At 65.9% G+C, this 25,698-nt stretch carries 20 protein-coding genes, 1 tRNA gene and 1 riboswitch; of the genes, 12 read left to right on the top strand and 9 right to left on the bottom strand.

The window, feature by feature from the left end:
* Positions 1-21 precede the first annotated feature (21 nt).
* The 5 genes from XH89_RS01540 to XH89_RS01520 form a co-directional block, all read right to left on the bottom strand.
* Entirely contained in the window at positions 22-381 is a 360-nt protein-coding gene (locus XH89_RS01540) for a hypothetical protein (RefSeq protein WP_194465395.1), read from the bottom strand.
* A 212-nt stretch (positions 382-593) separates the two neighbouring features.
* Positions 594-669, bottom strand: a tRNA-Thr gene (locus tag XH89_RS01535).
* 99 nt (positions 670-768) lie between these two features.
* Positions 769-2,505, bottom strand: coding sequence for a heme biosynthesis protein HemY (locus XH89_RS01530; protein ID WP_194465394.1), 1,737 nt, complete (start codon positions 2,503-2,505; stop codon positions 769-771).
* A gap of 45 nt (positions 2,506-2,550) precedes the next feature.
* Positions 2,551-3,804, bottom strand: coding sequence for a COG4223 family protein (locus tag XH89_RS01525; RefSeq protein WP_194465393.1), 1,254 nt, complete (start codon positions 3,802-3,804; stop codon positions 2,551-2,553).
* 65 nt (positions 3,805-3,869) lie between these two features.
* Positions 3,870-4,616, bottom strand: a complete 747-nt coding sequence (locus XH89_RS01520; RefSeq protein WP_194465392.1) for a uroporphyrinogen-III synthase — start codon at positions 4,614-4,616, stop codon at positions 3,870-3,872.
* A gap of 148 nt (positions 4,617-4,764) precedes the next feature.
* On the opposite strand from XH89_RS01520, the gene tsaD reads away from it, so the two are divergent.
* From tsaD to XH89_RS01505, 3 genes are read left to right on the top strand one after another with little or no spacing between them, the layout of a single operon-like run.
* Positions 4,765-5,838: a tRNA (adenosine(37)-N6)-threonylcarbamoyltransferase complex transferase subunit TsaD gene (gene tsaD / locus XH89_RS01515; protein WP_194465391.1), complete on the top strand. Its 1,074-nt coding sequence runs from the start codon at positions 4,765-4,767 to the stop codon at positions 5,836-5,838.
* A 2-nt stretch (positions 5,839-5,840) separates the two neighbouring features.
* Complete coding sequence (locus XH89_RS01510) at positions 5,841-6,821, top strand: NAD(P)H-dependent glycerol-3-phosphate dehydrogenase (protein WP_194465390.1); 981 nt, start codon at positions 5,841-5,843, stop codon at positions 6,819-6,821.
* 2 nt (positions 6,822-6,823) lie between these two features.
* Entirely contained in the window at positions 6,824-7,237 is a 414-nt protein-coding gene (locus XH89_RS01505) for an EVE domain-containing protein (RefSeq protein WP_194465389.1), read from the top strand.
* A 3-nt stretch (positions 7,238-7,240) separates the two neighbouring features.
* Here the strand turns inward: XH89_RS01505 and XH89_RS01500 are convergent, their stop codons facing one another.
* The gene (locus tag XH89_RS01500) at positions 7,241-8,332 is read right to left on the bottom strand and encodes an adenylate/guanylate cyclase domain-containing protein (RefSeq protein ID WP_194468333.1); all 1,092 of its coding nucleotides are present in this window, start codon (positions 8,330-8,332) and stop codon (positions 7,241-7,243) included.
* 101 nt (positions 8,333-8,433) lie between these two features.
* On the opposite strand from XH89_RS01500, the gene XH89_RS01495 reads away from it, so the two are divergent.
* Positions 8,434-8,889 carry an SRPBCC domain-containing protein gene (locus XH89_RS01495; protein ID WP_194465388.1) on the top strand — a complete coding sequence of 152 codons (456 nt, stop codon included), beginning with the start codon at positions 8,434-8,436 and terminating at the stop codon, positions 8,887-8,889.
* Between the two features lie 12 nt (positions 8,890-8,901).
* On the opposite strand, the gene XH89_RS01490 is transcribed toward XH89_RS01495, so the two are convergent.
* Positions 8,902-10,071, bottom strand: coding sequence for a DNA topoisomerase IB (locus XH89_RS01490; protein WP_194465387.1), 1,170 nt, complete (start codon positions 10,069-10,071; stop codon positions 8,902-8,904).
* A 411-nt stretch (positions 10,072-10,482) separates the two neighbouring features.
* Here XH89_RS01490 and acs point away from each other — a divergent pair, with 411 nt between their 5' ends.
* Both acs and XH89_RS01480 read left to right on the top strand, forming a co-directional pair.
* A complete protein-coding gene (acs, locus tag XH89_RS01485; RefSeq protein ID WP_194465386.1) occupies positions 10,483-12,429 on the top strand; it encodes an acetate--CoA ligase in 1,947 nt (648 codons plus the stop codon).
* Between the two features lie 444 nt (positions 12,430-12,873).
* The gene (locus tag XH89_RS01480) at positions 12,874-13,389 is read left to right on the top strand and encodes a L,D-transpeptidase (RefSeq protein ID WP_194465385.1); all 516 of its coding nucleotides are present in this window, start codon (positions 12,874-12,876) and stop codon (positions 13,387-13,389) included.
* Positions 13,390-13,445: 56 nt separating this feature from the next.
* On the opposite strand, the gene XH89_RS01475 is transcribed toward XH89_RS01480, so the two are convergent.
* Positions 13,446-14,036, bottom strand: coding sequence for a thermonuclease family protein (locus XH89_RS01475; RefSeq protein ID WP_194465384.1), 591 nt, complete (start codon positions 14,034-14,036; stop codon positions 13,446-13,448).
* A gap of 245 nt (positions 14,037-14,281) precedes the next feature.
* Here XH89_RS01475 and XH89_RS01470 point away from each other — a divergent pair, with 245 nt between their 5' ends.
* The 4 genes from XH89_RS01470 to cysC all read left to right on the top strand — a co-directional run bounded on the left by XH89_RS01470 (position 14,282) and on the right by cysC (position 21,789).
* On the top strand, positions 14,282-16,309 hold the full coding sequence (locus tag XH89_RS01470) for a methyl-accepting chemotaxis protein (RefSeq protein ID WP_194465383.1): 2,028 nt from the start codon (positions 14,282-14,284) through the stop codon (positions 16,307-16,309).
* Between the two features lie 142 nt (positions 16,310-16,451).
* Entirely contained in the window at positions 16,452-18,923 is a 2,472-nt protein-coding gene (locus tag XH89_RS42030) for an FAD/NAD(P)-binding domain-containing protein (RefSeq protein ID WP_194465382.1), read from the top strand.
* Between the two features lie 62 nt (positions 18,924-18,985).
* The gene (gene cysD / locus XH89_RS01460) at positions 18,986-19,894 is read left to right on the top strand and encodes a sulfate adenylyltransferase subunit CysD (RefSeq protein WP_194468332.1); all 909 of its coding nucleotides are present in this window, start codon (positions 18,986-18,988) and stop codon (positions 19,892-19,894) included.
* Complete coding sequence (gene cysC / locus XH89_RS01455) at positions 19,894-21,789, top strand: adenylyl-sulfate kinase (RefSeq protein ID WP_194465381.1); 1,896 nt, start codon at positions 19,894-19,896, stop codon at positions 21,787-21,789. The genes cysD and cysC overlap by 1 nt, the downstream gene beginning before the upstream one ends.
* A gap of 39 nt (positions 21,790-21,828) precedes the next feature.
* Here cysC and XH89_RS01450 read toward each other — a convergent pair whose 3' ends face one another.
* Positions 21,829-22,026, bottom strand: a complete 198-nt coding sequence (locus XH89_RS01450; RefSeq protein WP_194465380.1) for a DUF1674 domain-containing protein — start codon at positions 22,024-22,026, stop codon at positions 21,829-21,831.
* A gap of 187 nt (positions 22,027-22,213) precedes the next feature.
* Between XH89_RS01450 and XH89_RS01445 the strand changes: the two genes are divergently transcribed.
* Together XH89_RS01445 and XH89_RS01440 are read left to right on the top strand one after the other, a co-directional pair.
* Entirely contained in the window at positions 22,214-23,560 is a 1,347-nt protein-coding gene (locus XH89_RS01445) for an RsmB/NOP family class I SAM-dependent RNA methyltransferase (protein WP_194465379.1), read from the top strand.
* Between the two features lie 157 nt (positions 23,561-23,717).
* Positions 23,718-25,436, top strand: a complete 1,719-nt coding sequence (locus XH89_RS01440) for a heparinase II/III family protein (protein WP_194465378.1) — start codon at positions 23,718-23,720, stop codon at positions 25,434-25,436.
* A gap of 162 nt (positions 25,437-25,598) precedes the next feature.
* Positions 25,599-25,680: riboswitch (ZMP/ZTP riboswitch) on the top strand.
* Positions 25,681-25,698 lie beyond the last annotated feature (18 nt).

Here is a 25,698-nt window from a genome sequence, read left to right as displayed (position 1 = left end):
CATTTTGAGATTGTGCGCCCCTTACCAGTAAATGCCGTGGCGGTGCAGCTCGGCGATGATGCGACCTTCGGTCCACTTCTTGTGCCGGGGCTTTTCGGCCTTCGCCGTCTTCGGTGCAGGCCTGGTCGCGGCAGGCGCGGACGTGGTCGTGGTTGCCGCGGCGGGCGCTGTGGTCGAAACCGCCGGCGGCCGATCGACATATTTCGGCGCATCAGCGACAGGGGCAACTTCGCTTACTTGCACAGCTGCAGTCGTCGGCGCGGCCATTTGCGCAGCCGGGGCCGCTTCATTGGCCGTGGCCAGCGAGAGGCTGCGCGCGCCGCCTGCCTGTGCAGAGGCCGAGACCAGAACCATGGCGGCAACCAGAACGATCTTGCGCATGTGAAATCTCCCCGTGTTGCGTGACCGGGACATTACGGGGGAGATGCGCGAGATGATGTGAGAAAAGTCACGCAAGCGCAGGCACAAGGCTTGAAGCTGGCCGGTACTAGTCGAGAAAATGGGGGAGCCCGCCATCGCCCTTCAGGCTATGGCGTGGCAGCCTTCGCTACGAAGCGGCTTGCCGAGCCGAAGCAGGCGCAGCCTGCGAAGGCTGGTGCCGCAAGAGGGATTCGAACCCCCGACCCCGTCATTACGAATGACGTGCTCTACCGACTGAGCTATTGCGGCGAACCCTGCCGGGACCCGGCGATGCCGGCCCCGATACGCGCGCTCCTGATATCGGGCATGGCCCGAATTGGCAAGGACAAGCGGCAGGCGAAATGCGCCTCACGCGCCCCAGCGGGACCAGAATCCCCGCCAGCCACCGGCCTGGGCCTTTGGCGTGCCGATTTGTTCCGTAAATTCATCGCTCGGACCATCGTCGTCGATGCCGGGATCGTCAGGCGCGCGGATGATCGGGATGACGGCCTGGATCGGCGCCTGGGCAGGCTTGCCGAGGTCGGCGCGGGTCCGGAACACCGGAGTTTCCGCCATCGCCGATGATTCGGCGGGTTCAGGAGCCGGCGGGGCCGGCTCAGCGGGCGCCACCGGCTCTTGCTTGGCCGCCGGGGGCACGTTGTCCTGCGCGGCCGGAGCGGGCGCGGGCGCAGGCGCGATCACGACCGGTTCCTCCGGAGCTTCGCTGGCCACCGTCACCCGCTTCGGCCGCGGGGCGGCGAGCATGGCTTCCTCGAAGGCCGAGGATTCGATCGTGGTGCCCTTGTCGGAGGGCAGGCTCGCCACCGGCGTCTGCCACTGGAAGGCATCAAGCCGGCCAGTGACTGGGGAGACCGGACGCCAGCGGTCGCTGACATAGCCGTCCGCGGTCCAGGCCGGGTCATGACGGGCGCGTACCGCACGCAAGGTCCAGGCGCGGGCGCGACCGCCGTCGCCATGCTCGGCGCGCTCGAGCTCGGCCATCAGCAGCGCCACGCGCTGGGTCGGATCGTTGACGTAAGGCGCGAGCACCTCGCGCGCGCGGGCGAACTCGGAGGCATCGATGGCCGCGCGCGCGATCGCGAGCTGTCCCTCGACATGGCCAGGCTTGTCCGCCGGCGTTTTCGCGGCGAGGGTCTCGACCCGCTGCAGGCGCTGCCGCGCGGCATCGCCGAGCTTCACATGCGCATAGGCGTCGGCAAGATCAGGATGCGGATTGGCGAGCCAGGCGGCTTCCACCAGCTTCATCGCGCGGCGCACCTGATGCGCCTCGCTCTCGAATTTCGCGGCAAGCACGGCGGCCGGCACCAGCGTCGGCGCCAACTTGACCGCTTCCATCACGCTCTCGCGCGCGACGTCGCGGTCCATCGTCTCCAACTCCAGCGCACGCGCCGTCAGCAGCACGCCGCGCTGCCGGCGATAGGCTTGCTTGTCGATCAGCCCCGCGGACAGGTTCGAGTCGAGGATCGCGAGCGCGCCGCTCCAGTCGCCGCGCGCGCAGCGGAAGCCGAGCACCGCATGCGAGGCCCAGGTCGAGGACGGCGACAGCTTGATCGCTTCCTCCGCAATCATCACGGCACCGACCGCATCGTCGGCGCGCTGGGCCTCGATGAACAGGCCGCGCAGGCCGAGCAGCCGCGTATCCTCGCGTTCGGCCATGGCGCGGAAGACGCGCTGCGCCTCGTCGCGATTACCGTCGAGCTGGGCCGATTGGGCATGCAGCAGCAGCGCGAGCGGATCATCGGCAGCATGCCGCCGCGCCGCTTCGGCGTGACGGCGGGCAAGCGCCGTGTCGCCATGGCCGATCGCGAGCAGGCCGTGGGTGATGGCGTGGCGGCCGCGCGCATGGCGCTTCTCGCGACGGCGACGACGGATCCGCCCCGGCGTGCGCCAGATCGCGGTCAGGATGCTCCAAAGCAACACGATCAGGACCGCGAAGATGCCGAGGCAAAGCACGAACACCGGAATGCTCGGTGAGGCTCGCCAGCCACCCCAGGTCAGCACGACATTGCCGGGCTGATCGGCAACCCAGGCCGCGCCGGCGCCTGCCAGCGCAATCAGAACGAGGAAGAGGACGATGCGAAGCATGGCGATCCCTATACGCGCGGATTGTTGCGCGAATCTTATTGAGGCTTACTGAGCAGGCTTGGCGAGGTTCGCCATGGCATCATCGGCGAATTTGCGGGAGGCCGCGAGCGCGGCGTCTCTCGCATCCGCCTTGTCCAACCACGCCTGCGCCGGCGCTCGTTCAGCTTCGGGCAGCGTCTTCAGCTCGCGCCGCGCCTCGACGAAATCATTGCGCAGCGCCGCAGCCGTGATTCGGGCGACGATGGCGCCGCGGTCATTGCCGACCCCGTCGGTGCGCTCGATGCGGACAAGCTTCGACGCGCCCGCCTGGAGGCGCTCGACAATGCCGGCGCCAGCGGCTGGAGCCTCCGGCGGCGGCGATAGCTTTGGCACGATGTTGAGAAGCTCGCGGGATAGCGCAACCGGGGTCGGAATGCCTGACGAGGCAAACGCATCGAGTGGCTTCAGCGCTTCGGGCTTGGCTGCGAATGACCGCGCAGCGGTGAGCTGCGCCTCATAGGGATCGTTATGGCGGACGGCGACGTCGAGCAGGGTGGCGGCGACCACAAAGCGCAACGGCTTGTCGTCCATCACCTTGGCGTCGGCAATCTTCTCGCCCTGCTGCGCAAGTTCGGCGCGGGCGGTGGTGCTGGCGCGCTCGAGCTGGGAGATGCGGTCGTTGAGGGCGGCAAGGCCGGGCAAGGCCGTCGCATCGCGCGGCGTGGATTTCGCATCGTTCAATGCGCTCGCGGTCTTGTCGGACTGTGCGCGCAAATTGGCGATGTCGCTGCGCAGGGTACCGACAGATTTCTCCAGCGCATCGAGCCGCGCGACCATCGCTGCATCGGCGGCGGGCCTGGCCGTTTTGGCTTCGACCGCAGCGACGCGTCCGCTGAGCGCATCGACGGCCGCACTCTTGACTTGCGGCGCGGCGGGCGGCGCCTGCACCGCGGGCCAGCCGAGCGCCCAGCCGACCGCGATCACGATCGCAGCCGCAACGGCGCCGGAAAATGGCGCAATGACCCAGGGGGAAATGGGAGCCGATGCAGCAGCGGCCTGCGTCTCGCTGCGCTCCGCCTCGGCCTTTGCCGTCTCGTCCTTGGCCGTCTCGTCCGTGGCCTCATCAGCACTGGCCTGCCCGGTGGCGGCCTGCCCGGTGGAAGCCTGCATGGCCGGCTCGCCCGCCAAATCCTGCGGTTGGGTGGAGACTTCGGTTGCCTCGAGGTCGATGGTCGGCGGGGTGCGCCTGGCACGACCGGGCTCGGGGGGCATTCCAGCGTCTTCAGGTTTGCCTGCGTCTTCAGGCTTGACGTCGGCCATCGTGACGGTTCCTCACACTTGCATACCAGAGACGAGCCCGATCGGGTCGGATTCGGCCCGTCCTCTTACGCCAAACGGGTCCGCAAAGCACGCTCCAAGGCGTCGAATAAGGCATTTTCGTCCGGGCTCGCGGCCACCAGAACCTGCGACGCTCCGGCATCGCGCAGCACGGAAGCGACCGTCTCGGACAGGCAACATTGCGGAATCGCCAGCGCCGAGATTTCGACGCCTTCGCCGCGCGCCGCATCCAGGAAGGCTCGCGCGCTGCGCCGGGAGTAGTGCAACACCGCCTCGATGCCATGAGCGGCAAAGCCTTCGCAGACCTCGCGTGGAAGAATCTTGACCGGGACCATCCGATAAGTGGTCTGCGTGACCACGTTGAAGCCTTCCGCGCCAAGCTCGCCACCGAGATCCCGCGACAGGTCCGCGCCTGCAAGATAAAGCAGGGTGCTTTTCTTCTTCAGAACCTTGTCGCGCGCGCCCTGCATCACCCTGTCGCGCAAGGAAGCGGCATCGCCACCGGCGACGATCACGTCCGTGAAACCGACATCGCGCGCCACCGCCGCCGTGTGCTCGCCGACCGCGAACAACGGCAACCCCAGCAAGCCGAGATCGCGCAATTGCGGCACGACGGCGCGGATCGCATTGGCCGACGTGACGATGATGGCGCCATAACCCGTCTCGCTCTCGCCCTGGAAAGGGACAGGCTCGAACTTGAGCATCGGCGCAAGCAGCACCACATGTCCGCGCGCACGCAGATTTTCCGCCGTCGCCTCGTTGTCGGGATGCGGCCGTGTGACAAGAATGGACATCGCTTGTGTTCCCGGACGACGTGGCGGAGACTCATTCGAGGAAGGCGCCGCGTGACGATTGCGCAAGCCGACCCTGGAATGCTACCGCGTTACCAGAACTCTGCTTTACGGATGTGCGCAAGGGCGCAAATTGGATAACAATTCGCCAATGCTGGTATTGGGCATCGAGACCACCTGCGACGAGACCGCGGCGGCCGTGATCGAGCGCGCGCCTGACGGCAGCGGCAAGATCCTGTCCAATATCGTGCGCTCGCAAGTGGAGGAGCACGCCCGCTTCGGCGGCGTCGTGCCGGAGATCGCCGCGCGCGCCCATGTCGACCTGCTCGACGGCATCATCGAGCACGCCATGAGCGAGGCCGGCATCGGCTTCGCCCAGCTCGACGGTGTCGCGGCGGCCGCGGGGCCGGGACTGATCGGCGGCGTCATCGTTGGGCTCACCACCGCAAAGGCGATCGCGATGGTGCATGACACGCCGCTGGTTGCGGTCAACCATCTCGAGGCACATGCGCTGACGCCGCGCCTGACGGACCGAATCGAATTTCCCTATTGTCTGTTCCTCGCCTCCGGCGGCCACACCCAGATCGTCGCGGTGACCGGCGTCGGCCAATATGTACGGCTCGGCACCACCGTCGACGACGCGATCGGCGAGGCTTTTGACAAGGTCGCGAAGATGCTGGGGTTGCCCTATCCGGGCGGGCCGCAGGTCGAGCGCGCGGCGGTCAATGGCGATGCCACGCGCTTTGCGTTCCCGCGGCCGATGCAGGGACGTCCCGACGCCAATTTCTCGCTATCAGGATTGAAGACGGCAGTCCGCACCGAAGCGAGCCGGCTCGCCGAGATCACTCCGCAGGACGTCAGCGATCTCTGCGCGAGCTTTCAGGCCGCCGTGCTGGACTCGACGGCCGACCGCTTGAGCGTCGGCCTGAAACTGTTCCGCGAACAATTCGGCGCGCCGCGCGCGTTGGTCGCGGCCGGCGGTGTCGCCGCCAATCTGGCGATCCGCGGCGCATTATATGATGTTGCGAGCCAAGCGGGGACGCAGCTGATCATGCCGCCGCCCGCGCTCTGCACCGACAACGGCGCGATGATCGCCTGGGCCGGTGCCGAACGCCTCGCGCTCGGCATCACCGACACGATGGAGGCGCAGCCGCGTGCGCGCTGGCTGCTCGACGCGAATGCGACCGCGCCGGCCGGTTACAGCAAGACCCGGGCGGGGTACTGACAATGGCCGCGTTCGACTCCGTCGCGGTGATCGGCGCGGGTGCCTGGGGCACGGCGCTGGCGATGGTGGCCGCGCGAGCGGGACGGAACGTGACGCTGTGGGCGCGCAACGCCGAGCATGCGGCGCGGATCGCATCGACCCGTGACAATCCGCGGCTGCCGGACGTGCGCCTTGCGCCCGACATCGTGGTGACGAGCGATCTTGCGGAGGCGTCGCGCGCGGAGATGCTGCTGATCGCAACTCCGGCGCAGCATCTGCGCGGCGCCGTCAACATGCTGGCCACGCATGCGACGAAGCCCGTGCCGATCATCGCCTGCGCCAAGGGCATCGAGCACGGCACCCACAAATTCATGACCGACGTGATCATTGAAGCCGCGCCCCATGCGCAGCCCGCGATCCTGTCGGGCCCGAGTTTTGCCGACGACGTCGCGCGCGGCTTGCCGACGGCAGTGACCTTGGCAGCAAAGGACGAGGCTTTGGCAAGCGACCTGGTGCAGGCGCTGGGCTCGGCGACGTTCCGTCCCTATCACACCACCGATATTCGTGGCGTCGAGATCGGCGGCGCGGCCAAGAACGTGCTGGCGATCGCAGTCGGCATCGCGGTCGGACGCAAGCTCGGCGCCTCCGCTCAGGCTGCGCTGACGACGCGCGGTTTCGCCGAGCTGACGCGCCTCGGCCGCACACTCGGCGCGCGCAGCGAGACGCTCGCCGGCCTGTCCGGTCTTGGCGACCTGATCCTGACTTGCGCAAGCCCGCAATCGCGCAATTTCGCGCTGGGGCTCGCATTGGGCCGTGGCGAGCAGCCACCCGCCGGCAAGCTTGCCGAAGGCGAATTCACCGCGCCGGTGCTGATCGAACTCGCAGCTTCGCAAAACATCGAGATGCCGGTATCAACGGCGGTCGCTTCGATCCTGAGCGGCCGAAGCACGATCGACGCGGCGATCTCCGGGCTTTTGACGCGGCCCTTCAAGGCAGAGGAATGAACATGGCGTACTGGCTGGTGAAATCCGAACCATCGGTGTGGTCCTGGGACCAGCAGGTCGCGAAGGGTGCCAAGGGCGAAGCCTGGACCGGCGTGCGCAATTACACTGCGCGCCAGAACCTCGTGAACATGAAGAAGGGCGACAAGGCGTTCTTCTATCATTCCAATGAGGGCAAGGAGATCGTCGGCATCGCGGAGGTTATCAAGGAGGCCTACCTCGATCCGACCGACAAGACCGAAAAATTCGTCTGCGTCGACATCAAGGCCGACAAGCCCCTGAAGACGCCGGTGACGATGGCCGCGATCAAGGCCGAGAAGAAGCTCGCCGAGATGGCACTGGTAAAATATTCGCGCCTGTCGGTGCAGCCGGTCACGGCCGAGGAATGGAAGCTCGTCTGCAAGATGGGCGGGATGTAGGAGCTAAGGCGCTCGTCCCGGCGTTTCCGGCAGCGTGAGGACCTCGCATGGCGAGGCAATGCCGCGCAGCTTGTGCAGGCCGAGCGCGATCAGGGGCATGTCCGTCTCGGCAGCGAGTGCGCCGGAAACCAGCACGGTCCTGCCGAGCGGCTTGCACAGGCCTTCGAGCCGGCTGGCGAGATTGACGGCGGGACCGATCGCCGTGAAATCGAGCCTGTTGGCGGCGCCGATATTGCCCCAGAGCATCTCGCCGAGATGAAGAGCAGCGCCGAACGCCAGTGGCGGCAAACCTTGCGCGTCGCGCTCGGCGTTGAGATACGCCATCCCGGCCTCGGCGGCACCGGCGGCACGCAGGGCGGCTTCGCAGGCACGACGTGGCGACGCCTCGACCACCGGAAAGATCGCCAGCACGCCGTCGCCGATGAATTTAAGCACCTCGCCGCCAAACGCGTGGACGGCACCGGCGATGCGATCGAACCAGGCGTCGAGTGCGGCGATGATTTCAGCCGGCGGACTGGTTTCCGACAAGGTGGTGAAGCCGCGCAGATCGGCATAGAGCAGCGCAGCCTGGATGGTCTCACCTAAGTCCCGCCGCAGAGGTGCCGCGAGCACCCGCTCCGCGCTGCGCTTGCCGAGATAGGCCTCCAGCGTCGCCCGCAAGGTGGCGCGGGCAGCGAGCGCGGCAAGCGGCGTCGCTGCAAAGCGCGCGGCCTGGCGCAATTGCTCGATTTCATCTGACGTGAATGGACGCGGCCCTATCCAGCCGAGCAGCGGCCCATCGCGTCCGACAACATCTTCATGCACGTCGCCGCCCGCGATGCCGCGCAGCCAGCCGCGGCCGGCATCGTCGGGCAGATCGGGCGCCAGCCCGCCAGGTGCAAAGCCGAGGGCCTCGATCACCCGGCCGTTGTCCGCGCGCCACAACCAGGTCCGCTTCGCGATCAGCGGGTGTGGCACCTCCAGCGTCAGGGCACCTGCCGCAAGCGGCACGCCGTCCGCAACCAGATGCGCACCGAGTTCCGCAAGCAGGCGATCAGCCCCCGAGCTTTCCGAGGCGGCATCGACGAGCCAGGCGAGGGTCGGGGAGAGTTGCATGATCCGATGATGGCGAAGGAGGACCGTTCTTGTCACGAGCAATCCTTGACGGGCCGCTTTGGCGCCGCCATGTCCCAGGATCACCTGAGGGATGATCGCAAATGACCGAGCCGTTCGTATTGCGACGCGAGACCCAGATCGCCGCCCCGCGCGCCACTGTCTTCGCCTATTTGACCGATCCTGAGAAAATCCTGAGCTGGATGGGCTCGGATGCGACCACAGAGCCGCATCCCGGTGGGCTCTATCTGCTCAAGGGTATCGGTCCCCGTGGCAGCGTCGCCCGCGGCGCCTTCCGCGAGGTGGTGCCGGTGCATCGCCTGGCCTACACGTTCGGCTGGGAGGGCGGTCAGGAAGTGCCGCCCGGCTCGAGCCTGATCGAGATCGACCTGATCGAGCGCGACGGCGGCACGTTGCTGCGTATGACGCATAGCGGGCTGCCGACCGAGGAACAGGTGGCGGCGCACGCGAAGGGCTGGGCACACTATCTGAGCCGGCTCACGAATGTCGCCGCGGGCCGCGATCCCGGCCCCGACAAGGGCGTTTCCGACAATATGTAGCGATGTGGCGGGTTAAACGGCTGCGGTCGCCACCACCTGCGCCAGCAGCTGCTCGCGCCTTGCCTGCGAGCGCTGGCCCTTCATGGTCGCCGCGAAGCGCTCGAGGATGCCTTCTTCGAAGGCCGTGACGATGGTGTCGTGGACATAGCTCTTGCGGCAGATCGCCGGCGTGTTGGAGAGCTTGTCGGCGGCGGCGCGGATGGCGTCCAGCACCTGCTTCTTGCGGCCGCGCTGGCTGGTCGCCGGCGTGATCCGCGACAGCGATTCGACGACGACGGCGGAGGCCATCAGCGTGCGGAAATCCTTCAGCGAAATCTTGATGCCGGCGATCTCGCGCAGGAATGCATTCACCTGTGTGGTGCTGACGGCGCGCACGATGCCGTAGGCATCGCGGTACTGGAACATGCGCTTGCCGGGGACGCTCTGCAAAATGCCGATGGCGCGCACCAGCTTGGCCGCGTCGCACTCCTTGCGCACCGCCTTGCCGCCCTTCGCCTTGAAGGTCAGCACGAAGCAATCGTCTTCCAGCGTCACGTTCGACTTCAACAGCGTGGTCGCGCCGCGGGTGCCGTTGAGGCGGGCATAGGATTCATTGCCGGGACGGATCGCGGTGCGCGCGATCAGCTCGATCACCGCCGAGAGCGCAAACTCGCGCGTCGGCTCGTCGCCCGACAGGAACGCCGAGACCTTGCGCCGGATCTTGGGCAGCGCGCCGACGAGCTTTTCCAGGCGATGTGCCTTGCGGTGCTCGCGGACCTTCTCCCAATCGGCATGATAGCGATATTGCAGCCGGCCCGCGGCATCGCGGCCCACCGCCTGCAGATGCGAGCTCGGATCGGCGGAGTAGCGCACCTCGCGATAGGCCGGCGGCACTGCCATCGCGTGCAGCCGGCGGATGGTCCGGGCGTCGCGGATATGCGCGCCGTTGGGACGAACGAAGGAATAGCCTTTGCCGCGCCTGACACGGCGGATGGTCAGCTCGTTCTGGTCACCGAGCCGCAGGCCAAGCTCCTTGGCGAGCGCTTCGACCGTCGCCGCAGGCGCGGTATCGAACACCTTTTTCGGGCTGGGACGGATGGAACCTGATGGTTTCGGCCATTGTCCGAGGGCCTTGGCCAGCGCGATGGCGGCGGGATCGGCCGAAGCGGGCGATATCGTCCCGAGATTCTGCTGATCCATCATAGTCTTAAGCCTTAGCCCTGTCTGTTACCGTTCAATGCCGCTGTTCTGATTTTTGTTCCGAGCCTCGCCCGGAAGGTCTCTTGGGACCCGGTTTAGCCACTTAGGGTGTTCCGAACCGCATTGCGAGTCCCGAATCAGTAAAAAGAGGTTTCTAAATACCTCTTTGACCGCATGGGCGCCCTGCGCCCGCCTGTTCCGAGGATCTCGGTAAAGAGCCGAAAGATGTTTCCGGGCGTGTTTCAGATTTGCGACACCGGCCCGCGAAGCTTGATTTTCCGCATGGTCGGCCGCTCACCGAAGGTCCAGCTTGTGATCCTTGTCGGGGCCGGTTAGCCCGACGCATAATCGTTCAACGATCGAAGTCGGCTTGCGCGTCGCCAACGTTTGGCTTGCCGTATGTGGAGGGAAAATATGTCCGAGAAAGTCTACGACGTACCCGCGGATTGGGCCAAGCGCGCCTGGGTCGACCAAGCCAAGTACAAGGAAATGTACGCCCGCTCGATCGCGGACCCGAACGGCTTCTGGGCCGAGCAGGCCAAGCGTATCGACTGGATGCACGCGCCGACCAAGATCGAAAACGTTTCATTCGCGCCCGGCAACATCTCGATCAAATGGTTCGAGGACGGCATCCTCAACGTCGCGCACAACTGCATCGACCGACACCTCGCCAAGCGCGGCAACCAGACCGCGATCATCTGGGAAGGCGACGATCCCTCACAGTCCAAGCACATCACCTACAAGGAGTTGCACGACGAGGTCTGCCGGATGGCCAACATCCTGCGGACCCGCAACGTCAAGAAGGGCGACCGCGTCACCATCTATCTGCCGATGATTCCCGAAGCGGCCTATGCGATGCTGGCCTGCGCGCGGATCGGCGCGATCCATTCCGTGGTGTTCGCGGGCTTCTCACCCGATTCACTCGCCCAGCGCATCAACGACTGCCAGTCCAAGGTCATCATCACCGCGGATGAAGGCCTGCGCGGCGGCAAGAAGGTGCCGTTGAAGGCCAATGTCGACGCGGCGCTCGCCAAGGCCGACGGTGTCGATTGGGTCATCGTGGTCAAGCGCACCGGCGGCAAGATCGACATGAACCCGACGCGCGACCTCTGGTACCACGAGGCGGCTGCGATGGTGACGACCGAATGCCCGGTCGAGCACATGCACGCCGAGGATCCGCTGTTCATCCTCTACACGTCGGGCTCGACCGGCCAGCCCAAGGGCGTGCTGCACACCTCCGCCGGCTATCTCGTGTTCGCGTCGATGACGCATCAATACGTCTTCGACTATCACGATGGCGACATCTACTGGTGCACCGCCGACGTCGGCTGGGTCACCGGCCATAGCTACATTCTGTATGGGCCGCTCGCCAACGGCGCGACCACGCTGATGTTCGAAGGCGTGCCGAATTACCCTGACAATTCGCGCTTCTGGAACGTCATCGACAAGCACAAGGTCAACATCTTCTACACCGCGCCGACCGCGATCCGCGCATTGATGCAGGGCGGCGATGAACCCGTGAAGAAGACCTCGCGCGCCTCGCTTCGTCTGCTCGGCTCGGTCGGCGAGCCCATCAATCCGGAAGCCTGGGAATGGTATCACCGCGTCGTCGGCGACGACCGCTGCCCGATCGTCGACACCTGGTGGCAGACCGAGACCGGCGGCATCCTGATCACACCGCTGCCCGGCGCGACCAAGCTGAAGCCCGGCTCGGCGACGCAGCCGTTCTTCGGCGTGGCGCCCGAGATCGTCGACGCAGACGGCAATGTTCTGGAGGGTGAGACGTCAGGCAATCTCTGTTTGACCCGCTCATGGCCGGGCCAGATGCGCACGGTCTATGGCGATCACGCCCGCTTCGAGCAGACGTATTTCTCGACCTACAAGGGCAAGTATTTCACCGGTGACGGCTGCCGCCGCGACGCCGACGGTTATTACTGGATCACCGGCCGCGTCGACGACGTCATCAACGTCTCCGGTCACCGCATGGGCACCGCGGAAGTCGAGAGCGCGCTGGTCGCACACGAGAAAGTCTCGGAAGCGGCCGTGGTCGGATTCCCGCACGACATCAAGGGCCAGGGCATCTACGCCTATGTCACCCTGATGGCCGGCATCGAGCCGACCGAGGATTTGCGAAAAGAGCTCGTCACCTGGGTGCGCAAGGAGATCGGCCCGATCGCCTCGCCCGACCAGATCCAGTTCGCGCCCGGCCTGCCCAAGACCCGCTCAGGCAAGATCATGCGCCGCATCCTGCGCAAGATCGCCGAGGACGAACCCGGCAGCCTGGGCGACACCTCGACCCTGGCGGATCCCGCCGTGGTCGACGATCTCGTCAAGAACCGGCAAAACAAGAAGTCGGCATAAGGCCGCCCTCGTGCCCCGGACGCAGCGCGGCGCTTCCTTGGCGATGCGAAGCATCGTCCAGTCAGCGGTGCGCTGCAGAGCCGGGGCCCATCGATCCACGCGGCAGAAAGAGCTGGGTCCCGGACGCGCAGCAGCGTTGCACGCTGCAGCGCGTCCGGGACACAAGACTGCTTTTCGCGCCAACGTCGCCTAAGACAACCGCCGTTCACCCCCTCACACATTTGTCAGGGCGTGCACGGGCGCGACGGTATCTTTCCCGCCGAGTGTTGTTTTCAGGTCATTTACTTTGGTTTGAACATTTCCTTTGTTCCCCCTGCTGGCTCGCCCTGGCAGTCGCGCGTGGAAACCAGCCGGTTAACAGGCGCGGTTAGAATGTCCGGGCGAGCAGGCGATTGCCGGTTTTTTGCATGAATTTGGACGATCCGTTCGGGCTGGGGGAAATTGATGTCGAGGAAGATTGCACTGGCGCTGGCTGCCACCATCGGGGCAGGCGCCTTGATGTCGACCGCGGCCGAGGCGCGGCCGGAGATGGTGGGTACCCACATGGCCGACTATTCGCCGGGCACCATCGTGGTCAAAACCAACGAGCGGCGACTTTATCTCATCCTCGATGACGGCCATGCCGTCCGCTATCCGGTCGGCGTCGGCAAGTCCGGCAAGCAGTGGGCCGGCACCACCCGCATCGACGGCAAGTATCGCAATCCGGCCTGGTCGCCGCCCGCCGAGGTGAAGCGCGACAAGCCGCAGCTTCCCGACGTCATCCCCGGCGGCTCGCCGCGCAATCCGATGGGCGTTGCAGCGATGACGCTGGCCGGCGGCGAATATGCCATCCATGGCACCAATGTTCCGGGCTCGGTCGGCGGCTTCGTCTCCTATGGCTGCATCCGCATGCTCAACGACGACATCACCGACCTCTACAGCCGCGTCTCGGTCGGAACGAAGGTCGTCGTGACGCGCTGATCGTCGCGACCAAGGCAGAGATTGAAAGAGCCGCGTCATCAGACGCGGCTTTTTTGTTACCAGAAGCGCCAGCCGCGCGTGCACCAGCCGTCGCGATGGCCGCCATTGTAGCTGCGCGCGTAACCACCCGCGAGCATGGCCGCCGAAACGTTGGCGGTCCGTTTCGTGGCGACATCGGCGAGAACGCGCCCGTATTTTTCCGTGCCGAGATTGTAGATCGTGACGCCACCCTGGCCGAGCAGGTTGCGCAGCGCCTCGGTGGCGGCTTCGGCCTTGTCCAGTTCGTCCTGGCAGGACGCCTTCATCTCGGGTGCATCGATGCCGCGCAGGCGAACGCGCGCGACGAGATCGCGCCCACCGCGCCGATGCACGCGCGCCACGAAGGTATCGCCGTCGACGGTGCGGATGACATCGACCGACAGGCGGTCGTCGGGATTGCCTGACTGCTGAAGGATAATCTCGGCATCCTGCGTGCGCTCGTCGGCCGGATGCCGAAGCGACCAATTCGCCCCATGCCGGAAGGTGAGCACGATCGCCGCAGCGATCCCGACCACGAAAATCCACGGCAACAATCCGGAGAAGCGACGGCGGAACGGCGAGCCGCCGAATCGCGGCCGATGGACATTGGGGCGGTCCTGGAAACGCATCAGCTCACGCTAGGGCTGAGTCGGGGAACCTCGCAAGGCACGGCCCACCCTTCGGCCTGTACCGGCGATTGCGCGAGCGCCGCGTCTCGCCTGGCCCGGACTGACCGTAAAACCGCACCTATGCGGAGAGCGCTGTTCCAAACGCTCTCCATTCGATACCTCCTGTAGTTGTACGGAGTTTGATCTTCAGCTCTTGTTTAGTATTAGAAGGGAGTACTCGGTATGCGTGTGGGGGAGCGGTAAATATGCCATCGTTCAAGTTTCGCATCGGTACAAAGCTCGGACTGACGGCAAGTGCTGGGGTCCTCCTCGTCGGTGGCATGCTCGGCAACCAGCTCATCAGAAACGGGCAAATCGCGGGACTGAGCGAATTGGTGGTCATCAACACCGCCAACAAGGCCAATGCCCAGGGCGCCGAACTCGCAGTGACCCGCGCGCGCCTCGCAGTGGGGGAGATCGGATCTGCCTTCAGCGCCGAGGCTCTCGCCCAACAGCTCCAGGTGCTGCACAACTCCATTGCCAATGCCACGACCGAAATAGACGCCGCATTGGTCAGGTCCAAGCGCGCCGAAGCCAAAGAGCTTTGTCGCGAGGTCAAGGTCCAGCTCGACGCCTCGCTCAAGGCCGGCAACGATCTCGGCGAAGCCCGTGGCATCGCCATCACCGAATTCGCCGCGGCAACTCAGATCGAGGATGCCTGGAACAAGGCACTCGAAAAGTTGCTGGCATCGCCCGCCCTTGCCGCGTCTCCGAACCGTCTCGGCATCGAGGTCCAGTTGCGCGAGGCCGACGCAGCCTTCAAGGCGGTCAGCGCCGCCGATTGGCACTTCGCGGCAACGAGCGATGCCGACCAGAAGGATCGTATCGTCGCACGTGTCGATGCCTTGATCCGCGACCTGAAGCAGGCGCGTCAATCCGCCGACAAGGAAATGGCGGAGGGGATCGACGCGCTGGCGGCGCTTGCGGGACGTTACAAGGCCGCGACCGGCGCCGCCGTGAAGGCAGAGGAGACCAAGACACGCATCCTTGAGGAGCGGCTGCGTCCGGCCGCCAGGGAAATCACAACGCGCGTCGACAAGCTGGTTGCCGCCAACAACGAATACACGGCCCTGCGGCAGAGCCAACTGATGACTGCGTTGGAACAGGCGACTTGGGTCAGTCTGGCCGTCGGCGTCCTCGTGATTCTGGTGCTGGCCGGCTCGGCGCTGTTCTCGGTGCTGAGCATCGCCCGGCCGATCCGTCGCATCGGCGAGGTGCTGCTGCAGCTGGCCGGCGGAAACAAGGCCGTCGAGATTCCCTATACCGCCCGCGGCGACGAAGTCGGCGACAACGCCCGCGCCGCCCGCACGTTCAGGGACAATCTGATCCGCATCGAGCAGATGGAGGCGGAGCAGAAGGATCAGGAGGCCGCAGCCGCCACGCGGCGCAAGCAGGAGATGGTCCGGCTGGCTGGCGCGTTCGAGGATGCGGTCGGCGGCATCATCAACTCGGTTTCTTCAGCCTCACATCAGCTCGAATCCGCCGCCGGCACGCTGTCGGGAACGGCGGAGGAGACCGAGCAGCTCTCCGGCATGGTGGCCGCGGCTTCCGAGGAAGCTTCTTCCAATGTCGGAGCCGTGGCGTCCGCCGCCGAGGAGATGAGCGCATCGGTGGTCGAGATCGGCCGGCAAGTCCATGACTCCAGCCGGATCGCGCGTGACGCGGTGACGCAGGCCGAGCGCACCGATGCGCGCATCAACGAATTGCTCAAGGCCGCCGGACGGATCGGCGACGTCGTGAAGCTGATCACAGCGATCGCCGAGCAGACCAACCTCCTGGCGCTGAACGCGACCATCGAGGCTGCACGGGCCGGCGAATCCGGCCGCGGCTTCGCGGTGGTGGCCAGCGAAGTCAAGGCGCTGGCGGCCCAGACCGCGAAAGCGACCGACGAAATCAGCGCGCAGATCGCCGGCATGCAGTCGGCCACGGAAGACTCCGTCGGCGCCATCAAGGAGATCGGCGCGACCATCTCCAAGATCTCGGACATCTCGACGACGATCGCAGCGACCATCGAAGAGCAGGGCGCCGCGACGGCGGAAATCGCACGCAACGTCAGCGAAGCCGCCAAGGGAACAGTCGAAGTCGCTGACAAGATCGCCCAGGTCAGTCACGGCGCCAGCGCCACCGGTTCGGCGTCGACCCAGGTTCTAGCATCCGCACGCTCACTCTCGACGGAGAGCAGTCGTCTCAAGAACGAAGTTGCGAAATTCCTCGATACGGTGCGGGCGGCCTGACGCCCGCATCCCCTGCGGCCGACACGAGGCCGGCTGCAAATTACCTTTCTGACGCGTCGAACAACAACGGCTTTGGGAGGCCCCCACGCCGAGCCCCCGCTCGCGCCTGGGTCAAACACGACAGACTGGGGAGAATTGAGCGATGATCATCAGCATCGTCGGCGGCGGCGCAACCGGCATCACGATCTTGCGCCATCTGGCGGAGCTCGCCGCATCGGGGTGCGACAACGGCGCGATCAGCGGAATCCAGCTGTTCGACAAGTCCGGATTCGATGGCGGAGTCGCCTATCGCACCCAGAGCGACCGCCATCTGCTCAACATGAAGCCGTCAACGATGTCGATCCGTCCGAACGACGCGGAGGAATTTCTACGCTGGCTTCGCGTCCACGGCCTCAGCAGCCACGGCAACAAGCATCTGCCGCGGATGGTCTACAAGGATTATCTCGATTCCGTGCGTCTCGCTGCAATCGCGCAATGCCGGAGCGTCGGCCTGCCGGTCCATGTCGAACATGCCGAAGTGGTCCGCATGCGATTCTCGCCCGATCGCGATGTCTTGCTGACGACCGACCGCAACATCACGCACATCTCGTCCGTGCTGATCCTCTGCACCGGTCACAACGCGCCCGACGACCACTACGGTCTGACTGCCAGCCCGAACTACATCCGCGATCCCTACGCCCAATTCACCTTCGCCGATCGCGACGGCATCGAGGTCGGCATCCTCGGAAGCGGCCTCAGCGCGGTCGACACCGCGGCGGCGCTGGCCAAGTCTCACGAGGCCGTCAAGGTGGCCTGCTTCTCCAGAAGCGGCCTGTTTCCCACGGTGCAGCCGGCGGCGTTTCCGGCAATCGCGAACGACTTCCGCGACGCCCTGCATCGTTATGTGACCAGCCGCGCGCGCATCGAAGCCGACGCCTTTGCTGCCCGCCTTTCCGAGCTGCTGCTGGAGACGACCGGAATCCGCTGCGATCTGTCCTGCCGGAATATCGATGGCGATGCGCTTGATGATCTCGAGCACAACGTCGCGCGCGCCGAGACCGGCGAGCCCAGCGTCTACGCCTACCTCGTCAGCATCATCGACGTGATGTGCGAGGCCTGGACCCGAATGAGCGATGCCGAGAAGATGCGCTTCATGGACGCCTACAATTCCGGCTGGCTTCGCAACCGCTCGGCGATGCCGCTGGAGAATGGCATCCGCATCCGCGACCTGATGCGGTCAGGCAGGCTCTCGGCCCACGCGCGCTTGCGCGATGTGACCGACATCGGCGGCCGGTTTCGCGCGACCTTCGCCGACGGCAGCCATCGCGAGGTCGACTATCTCGTCGACGCGACGGGTCCGTCCTACCGACTGGACACCAGCCCGCTCTACCAGGACATGCAGCGCCAGGGACTCATCTCACTAGACCCGCTCGGCGGAATTCGCTGCGGCTATGACGACAGCCGGGTTCGCGACCGCCACGGCAATCCCTATCCCAACGTCTACGCGGTCGGCGGCCCCACCAAGGGCACGCACTTCTATGCCGCCGCAGTCGACATCAACCTGCGCCGCGCCCAGTCCGTGGTCGATTCGATCCTCAACCCGAAAGGTCCTGAGATGAGCACCATCCTGACGTCAGTCGAAGAAACCGACCGCCTCGCCGATCTCGTGCGCCGCGACCATCCCTCGCTCGAGACGATGGTGCTTGTACCTGATGGCAAGTACCAGAACCGGCCTGCCGCGCTGGACGAATTGATGTGGGAGGTGAGGGACTGCCTTGGCGAGACGCTCCGTCACTGGGCTCCCGAAGACTTCCCCATGCTCTACTGTGCATGGGGACGCTGCCGCGTGGGCTCGACCGCGCTCACCAATCTGTTCGGCGTCGCCGGCATGCCCTCCTATTTCCAGCCGGTAAAGGTCGTGCTGCGCCATCGGCTGCTTGGAAATGCGGGCGAGCCCTGGGCCGCACCGACGGCCGCGGAGCAGCCACATATCTTCAGCAAGGAAATGGCGGGACCCTATGTGCTCGCCGAAAGCCTGTTCCTGCCGCTCCAACCGCTGATCGAGGCCGGCTGGCCGGCCGACAAGCTCCACATGATCATGCTCGATCGCGATCCCGCGAGCTCGCTCGCTTCGTGGCACGAGAAATGGTCGGACCGCGTTCCCGAGGATCGCCTGATCCAGAACTACGTGATCTCGTCGCTGAACGCGCTTCGCGTCGAAAGCTATGCAAGACGGCACGGCGTGCCCGTGACGCACTATGTTTATGAGGCCAGCAAGGACGCGACCGGCTCGGTGCGAAAGCTGTTCGACCGGCTCGGCCTTGGCGCACGCTTCACCGAAGGCGCCGTCACCGACTGGAAGGAGCGCGGGCAGATTGAAACGAAGGGGTCCGGCGTCACCTTCCTGAGCGAGCCGAAGATCTACACCGTGGTCGGCCTTCACGGATCCGACACGGCCTATCGTTACCGCAGCCGCAAGACGGCCTCGCTGAGCGACGCCCAGCTCCAGGTCATCGGACGCTACGGCATCGACGACATGTATCGCGCCTCGGTCGCGGCCTGCATCCGTGATCTCGCGCTGGACACCGACACCGCCGCGCGCCTGTTCGGCGACTGCCTGGGTACTGCCGCATGAGCGGCCAGCTCGCTCCCACGATGGAGGCGGCGCCGGCGCACGATGTGCCCGACGCGGCCACCATGCGCCGCAGCGCCACCAGCCATCTCCGCCGCCTCGAAGCAGAAAGCATTCATATCCTGCGCGAGACGGCGGCCGAGTTCCGCAAGCCGGTCATGCTCTACTCGATCGGCAAGGATTCCTCGGTGCTGCTGCATCTGGCGATGAAGGCGTTTCATCCCGGCAGGCCGCCGTTTCCGCTGCTGCATGTCGACACGACCTGGAAGTTTCGCGATATGATCGCCTTTCGCGACCGCCGGGCCCGCGAGCTCGGTCTCGATCTGATCGTCCACACCAACCGCGATGGATTGAGCCAGGGCATCACGCCGTTCTGCCACGGCTCCGCCCGCTACACCGACGTGATGAAGACACAGGCCCTGCGGCAGGCGCTGGATCTGCACGGCTTCGACGCCGCGATCGGAGGCGCGCGCCGCGACGAGGAGAAGTCGCGCGCCAAGGAGCGCGTGTTCTCGCACCGGAGCGCGGCACATCGCTGGGATCCGAAAAACCAGCGGCCGGAGCTATGGAGCCTGTACAACACGATGCTCGCGCCGGGCGAAAGCATGCGGGTGTTTCCGCTGTCGAACTGGACCGAGCTCGACGTCTGGGACTACATCCTGCTCGAGAACATCCCGATCGTCCCGCTCTATCTGGCTGCAAGACGCCCGGTGGTCGAGCGCGATGGCACGCTGATCATGGTCGACGACGAGCGCATGCCGCTGCATGCGGGTGAAGAGCCGCGATGGCGCTCCGTCAGGTTTCGTACCCTCGGCTGTTACCCGCTCAGCGGTGCGACGGTCTCGACGGCGGCAACGCTGCCGGAGATCGTCCGGGAGATGATGGCCTCGCGCACCTCCGAGCGGCAAGGACGCATGATCGACCGCGACAGCCCCGCGTCGATGGAGCGCAAGAAAGCGGAAGGATACTTCTGATGTCCTATCACGAGGCTCCCACGATCGCCGCGCCCGATGCGCCACGGCTCGACCAGGACGATCGCCCGACGTTGCGTTTCGTCACTTGCGGCAGCGTCGACGACGGCAAGAGCACGCTGGTCGGTCGCCTGCTCTACGATTCCAAGACGCTGCTCGACGACCAGCTCGACACGCTGGCGTCGGAGAGCAAGACGGTTGGCACCACCGGCGGCGATCTCGATTTCGCGCTGCTGGTCGACGGCTTGCAGGCCGAGCGCGAGCAGGGCATCACCATCGACGTCGCCTACCGGTTCTTCGCAACGAAGTTGCGCCGCTTCATCGTCGCCGACACGCCGGGACACACGCAGTATACCCGCAACATGGCGACCGGCGCCTCCAACGCCGACCTCGCCGTGGTCCTGGTCGACGCCCGCAAGGGCGTGATCACGCAGACCCGGCGCCACTGCCACATCCTGTCGCGGCTCGGCGTCTGCCACGTCGTGCTCGCCGTCAACAAGATGGATCTGATCGGCTTCGACGACGACAGATTCGCGGCCATCACGGCCGAATATCTGACCCTGGCCGGCCAGCTCGGTATCTCCCAGGTCCAATGCATTCCGGTCGTGGCGCCAGACGGCGACAACATCGCCGTCGCGAGCACGCGAATGCCCTGGTACACCGGGCCGACGGTCACGACCTACCTGGAATCGGTCGACGTTACCGGCGGAATCTCGGGACGGCCGTTCCGGTTGCCGGTGCAATGGGTCAACCGCCCGCATGCGGATTTTCGCGGTTTCTGCGGACGGATCGCCAGCGGGGCGATTGCAACCGGCGAGGCTGTCACCGTGCAGCCGTCGGGCCGTCGCGCGCACATCGCGCGCATTCTCACGCCTGACGGCGAGCGCGATCGGGCTGCAGCCGGCGAATCGGTGACGCTCACATTGACCGACGAGATCGACGTCAGCCGCGGTGACGTGCTGACGTCGGGAGCAGCGCCGCTCGTCTCGGATCAGCTGGCGGCGCATCTGGTCTGGTTCGACGACGAGGCCATGGCGCCGGGCCGGCGCTACGTGCTCAAATGCGGCACCGCCTCATCGGGCGCGGTGATCACGACGCTCAAGTATCGCATTGCCATCGACACCATGGCGCAGGAGAGCGCGACCACGCTCGATGCCAACCAGATCGGCTACGCCCATGTCAGCCTCGACCGCGCCCTGGTGTTCGAGGCCTATCGCGACAACCGCGAGATGGGCAGCTTCATTCTCGTCGACCCGATCAGCCATCGCACGGCTGCCGCGGGAATGATCGACCTGTCACTGCGCCGCGCCACCAACATTCACTGGCAACAGCTCGCCATCGACAAATCCCTGCGCGCACGGCTCAAGCAGCAGCGGCCCTGCGTGCTCTGGTTCACGGGGCTGAGCGGTGCCGGCAAGTCGACGATCGCCGATCTCGTCGACCGCAGGTTGGCCGAGTTCGGACGTCACGCGGCGTTGCTTGACGGCGACAATCTCCGCCACGGCATCAACCGTGACCTCGGCTTTTCCAGCGCGGAGAGGACGGAGAATGTCCGGCGCGTCGCCGAGATCGCGGCGCTGTTCGTCGATGCCGGCATGATCGCGCTGGTCGCGCTGATCTCGCCCTTCCGCAACGAACGCGAGATGGCGCGGCACCGCGTCGAGGCGGGGGAGTTCATCGAGATCCATGTCGCAACCCCGCTCGCCGAATGCGAGCGGCGCGATCCCAAAGGGCTCTATCGCAAGGCGCGTGCGGGCGAGCTGCCGGCCTTCACCGGCATCGATCATCCCTACGAGGCGCCGCAAGCACCCGAGATCACGATCGACACCTCGGAAATGACCACCGAGGAGGGATGCGAGCGCATCATCCGCTATTTGCAGGAGCACCATTATCTGTAGAGGCTGGTGGTCGAGCCGCCGGAGACAGGCCGTCCAACCTTAAAAATCGGAGGCGATGCCCTTGCGCTCCCAATCGCCGTAGCGCGTGGGCTCAGGCCCCTTCGGCCCCTGCAATTCCTTTGGAGCCGCCTCGGCCTGAGCCGCGGCGGCTTGCCGGCGTGCCTCGGCTTCAGCCAGCGCGCGCTGGGCGGCGGGCGGCAAGGGTTTGCGATCGGGAACAGGAGGCTGGCTACTCATCGACGCGTGTCCTAGCGCAGGATCGAGGGCTGCGCGACGTCCAATAACGCATTGCTGAAATGGCAGCCAAGGGCTGAAATCGCCAGAGGCCATTCTTACATTTGGCATATTCGCATGCCACAGATGCGCCTGTTAAGGCATGCGCCATCGCGGCGGAACTGCCGCCCGCTCAGAACCTTACTTTCGCATGCCGTCTCAACGTTTTGCCCCTCCGTCCGAAGTGCCCGGTCTCGCGGCGCGGCGGATCGCTGCCGACATCGTCGACGGCGTCTTGCACAAGCACCGCACGCTCGACGACCAGCTCGACGGCTCCGGCGCCCATCCCGGACTGAAGACGCTGGCCGACCGCGACCGCGCGCTGATGCGGCGCCTGGTCGCAACCATCCTGCGCCGGCTCGGCACGCTCGGCCATTTGCTGTCGCGCCTTCTCGACAAGGGCATCCCATCCGACGCGCCGCGCGCGCAGAGCGCGCTCTTGATCGGCGCCGCCCAGATCCTCTGGATGGACGTGCCCGATCACGCCGCAGTCGATCTCTCGGTTCGCCTGGTGCAATCCGACCGGCGCGCCGCACGCTATGCCGGCCTCGTCAACGCCGTGCTGCGCCGCTGCGCGCGCGAGGGCCAGGCGCTGGTCGAGGAGGTCGCGACGCAATCGCTCGACCTGCCGCCCTGGCTGCTGGCGCGCTGGAGCGTGCATTACGGCGAGGCGACCGCGCGGGAGATAGCGCTCGCGCTCGGCCACGAACCTTCGCTCGACCTGACCGTGAAGTCCGACGCTGCGCAATGGGCGAGCCGGCTGCATGGCGAGGTGCTGCCGACCGGCTCGGTCCGCACGCTGCTGCACGGCTCGGTGACCATGCTGCCCGGTTTCGCCGAAGGACAATGGTGGGTGCAGGACGCCGCTGCCGCGCTGCCGGTCCGGCTGTTCGGCGACATCAAGGGCAAATCCATCGCCGATCTCTGTGCCGCGCCCGGCGGCAAGACCGCACAGCTGGTGCTAGCAGGCGCGCGCGTCACCGCGCTCGACCGCTCGCCCGCCCGGGTGGCGCGCCTGCGCGAAAACCTGAGCCGGCTGTCGCTCCAGGCCGAGACCGTCGTTGCCGACGCCGTGGAATGGGCGGGGCCGGCAGAGGGCTTCGATGGAGTCCTGATCGACGCACCCTGCACCTCGACCGGGACGATCCGCCGGCACCCCGACGTCGCATGGTTGCGGCAGGAGTCGGACGTCGCCGCGATGACCGTGCTCCAGCAGCGGCTGCTGAAGAAATCCGTCTCACTGCTCAAGCCGGGCGGGACGCTGGTCTACTGCACCTGCTCGTTGGAACCGGAAGAGGGCGAGCAGGCCATCGCCACCTTGCTGGCCGCAGAGCCGGCGCTTCGCCGCGTGCCGATCGAGGCCAGCGAGGTCTCCGGGCTCAGCGAGATCATCACCAAAGAGGGCGATCTCCGGACTTTGCCGAGCCATCTGCCGCACGCCGACCCGAAGCTCGGCGGGCTCGACGGGTTTTTCGCGGCCCGGCTCGTTAAATCCTGATTTTGCACCGGATTTTGCTACCGCTGGACTGATTCGGGACCTTTCAAGGTGGTGTCAGACGGCCGTTTTTGGGATTAATAAGGATTCGTCGGAATCCTCTCCCCCTTCAAGGCAAGGCGTGTCGGTCGCTCAACGCAGACGTATCTCGACGCTGGTCATGAACCGCTTCGCGCGGAACATGCTCGCGCGCGCGAGCGGCGGTTCCGTTGCGCTATCGCGAGTCTGGCCCGGCCGGACCGACCGGCTGATCATCGCGCCGCATGATCTTCGCACGGCCGACGCGACGCGCGCCGCCGAGATCTATGCCGGCCGCTTCGTCTTCGCCGGCAAGATCGTCAATTGCCACGGCCGCTCGATCTTCGATCTCGATCCGCCCTCGGAGGACTGGGAGGTCGCGCTGCTCGGCTTCGGCTGGCTGCGTCACCTGCGCGCCGCCGACACCGCGCTGACCCGGGCGAATGCGCGCGCGCTGGTCGAGGACTGGATCAGCAACCCCGCCAACAAGCGCCGTCCCGTCGCCCGCCGCGCCGACGTGCTGGCGCGGCGCGTGATTTCGCTGCTGTCGCAGGCACCTTTGGTGCTCAACGACACCGACAACAAATTCTACCGCCGCTACTTGCGTGCGCTGGCACGCGAGATCCGCTTCCTGCGCTTCACCATGGTCAACATCCCGGACGGGGTGCCGAAGCTCCAGGTGCAGATCGCGCTGTGCTACACGACGCTCTGCCTTGCCAACCAGGCGCGCCATATCCGCAGCGCCTCGAAAAAACTCTCCGACGAATTGCAGCGGCAGATTCTCCCCGATGGCGGACACATCTCGCGTAATCCCGGTGCGTTGATCGAGCTCCTGATCGACCTGTTGCCGCTGCGGCAGACCTTTGCCGCGCGCAACATCGCGCCGCCGCCGGCGCTGCTCAATGCGATCGACCGCATGATGCCGATGCTGCGCTTCTTCCGCCACGGCGACGGCAATTTCGCGCTGTTCAACGGCATGAGCGCGACGCCGTCGGACCTGCTCGCCACGCTGCTCGCCTATGACGATGCCCATGGCGCACCGATGGCGAACATGCCGCACACCGGCTTCCAGCGCCTCGATGCCGGCCCGACCACCGTGATCATCGACACCGGCCCGCCGCCGCCGCCCGGCGTCAGCCACGATGCGCATGCCGGCTGCCTGTCGTTCGAACTGTCCTCCGGCACCAGCCGCATCGTGACCAATTGCGGCATGCCGACCACCGGCCGCGACAATTGGCGGCCATTCGCGCGCGGCACCGCGGCGCATTCGACCCTGACCTATCACGACACCTCGTCGTGCCAGTTCGTGGAGATGTCGGCGATGAAGCGCCTGCTGCACGGCGCGCCGATCGTCAGCGGCCCCCATGAGGTGGAGAGCTATCGCGAGGTCGTCGAGGGCGGCACGCTGCTGACGACCTCGCATGACGGCTATCTCGCCAAGTTCGGCGTGATCCATCGCCGCGTGCTGATGGTCGCCAATGACGGCGCGCGGATCGACGGCGAGGACACGCTGTCACCGCCCCAAGGCGCGCGGCTCAAGGGCGCTGACGCCGATTTCGCGCTGCGCTTCCATCTGCATCCCGCGGTGAAGGCGAGCCGGCTGTCGGACGCCCGCGGCGTCATGCTGGTATTGCCGAACCGCGACGTCTGGACCTTCGAGGCGCTCGACGACAAGGTCGATCTCGAGGACAGCGTGTTCCTGGCCGGCAATGACGGCCCACGCCGCACTGCCCAGATTGTGATCCGCCAGGATGCCCGGCAGGCGCCCTCGATCCGCTGGAGCTTTGTCCGGTCTACCGCCTCGCCGGCGGTCACCAATGCACGCCGCAACGCCCGCCGGGAGCCGGAACTTCCGCTGTAAACAGGCGCGATTCGGCCCTATCCATAGCGTTTTCGAGCGAAGTGGATTACCGGTTCGCGTGAAGAAAACGCGTCAAAACAAGAAGCTAGAGCTCCGTTCCGATTCTATCGGAACGGAAATGGCTCTACCCGTTGAGAGCGTCGCCAAAAGCTGCTATCGAGCGCTCGTTCGCGCGACTGGCGACCTTGGATGGAGCACCATCGGGAAGCGCGACACATACCCGCCGCGCGCCTGGGCATAGACACTCCCTGAACAGAGGATC

The organism is Bradyrhizobium sp. CCBAU 53340, assembly GCF_015291645.1.
GTDB lineage: Bacteria > Pseudomonadota > Alphaproteobacteria > Rhizobiales > Xanthobacteraceae > Bradyrhizobium.
Note: the sequence above shows the minus strand (reverse complement) of the source record. Positions and strands in the feature narration are given on the sequence as shown.